At 58.1% G+C, this 604-nt stretch carries 2 pseudogenes; both read right to left on the bottom strand.

The features are described 5' to 3' along the window. Positions 1-390, bottom strand: a pseudogene (locus H261_RS26820) (IS5 family transposase); the annotation flags it as partial. 110 nt (positions 391-500) lie between these two features. After that, positions 501-572: pseudogene (locus H261_RS26815) on the bottom strand (transposase); the annotation flags it as partial. Between the last annotated feature and the right edge of the window lie 32 nt (positions 573-604).

Below are 604 nucleotides of genomic sequence, written 5' to 3'. Positions count from 1 at the left end.
GATCCTCCTGAAGTGCTTCAGCTTGTTGAAGAAGCGCTCGATCAGGTTTCTCTGGCGGTACAGCACTGGATCAACGGATCGCTGGGCCTTGCGGTCGCGCTGTGTCGGGATTTGGGCGCAGCCACCCCGAGCATTGATCAGTTCAACCAGATCACGGGCGTCATAACCTCGATCTCCGACGAAGGCTTTGGCAGGAGGTAAGGATTCTATGAGAGCTGGCGCCGTCGCCTTATCCGAGGCTTGCCCTTGTGTCAGCACCAGCTTGACCGGCAGACCATGCTCATCGACGACAGCATGGATCTTGGTGCTCAGTCCTCCACGAGAACGGCCAATGGCGTTATCCGGGCCCCCTTTTTACCCCCGGCAGCATGCTGGTGGGCGCGGATGATCGAACTGTCGATGAATTGCAGGGATTGCGGTGATTGAGCCGCGAATGTCTCAAATATCCTGAGCCAGACGCCCACCTTGGCCCAACGATTGAAGCGGTTATACGCCGTCGTGTACGGGCCATAACGCTCGGGAAGATCACGCCATGGCGAGCCAGTTCGCAGAATGTAAAAGATGCCGTTCAAGACACGACGGTCATCCGTCCGGGCAACGCCGC

Source organism: Paramagnetospirillum caucaseum, assembly GCF_000342045.1.
Classification (GTDB): Bacteria; Pseudomonadota; Alphaproteobacteria; order Rhodospirillales; family Magnetospirillaceae; genus Phaeospirillum; species Phaeospirillum caucaseum.
Note: the sequence above shows the minus strand (reverse complement) of the source record. Positions and strands in the feature narration are given on the sequence as shown.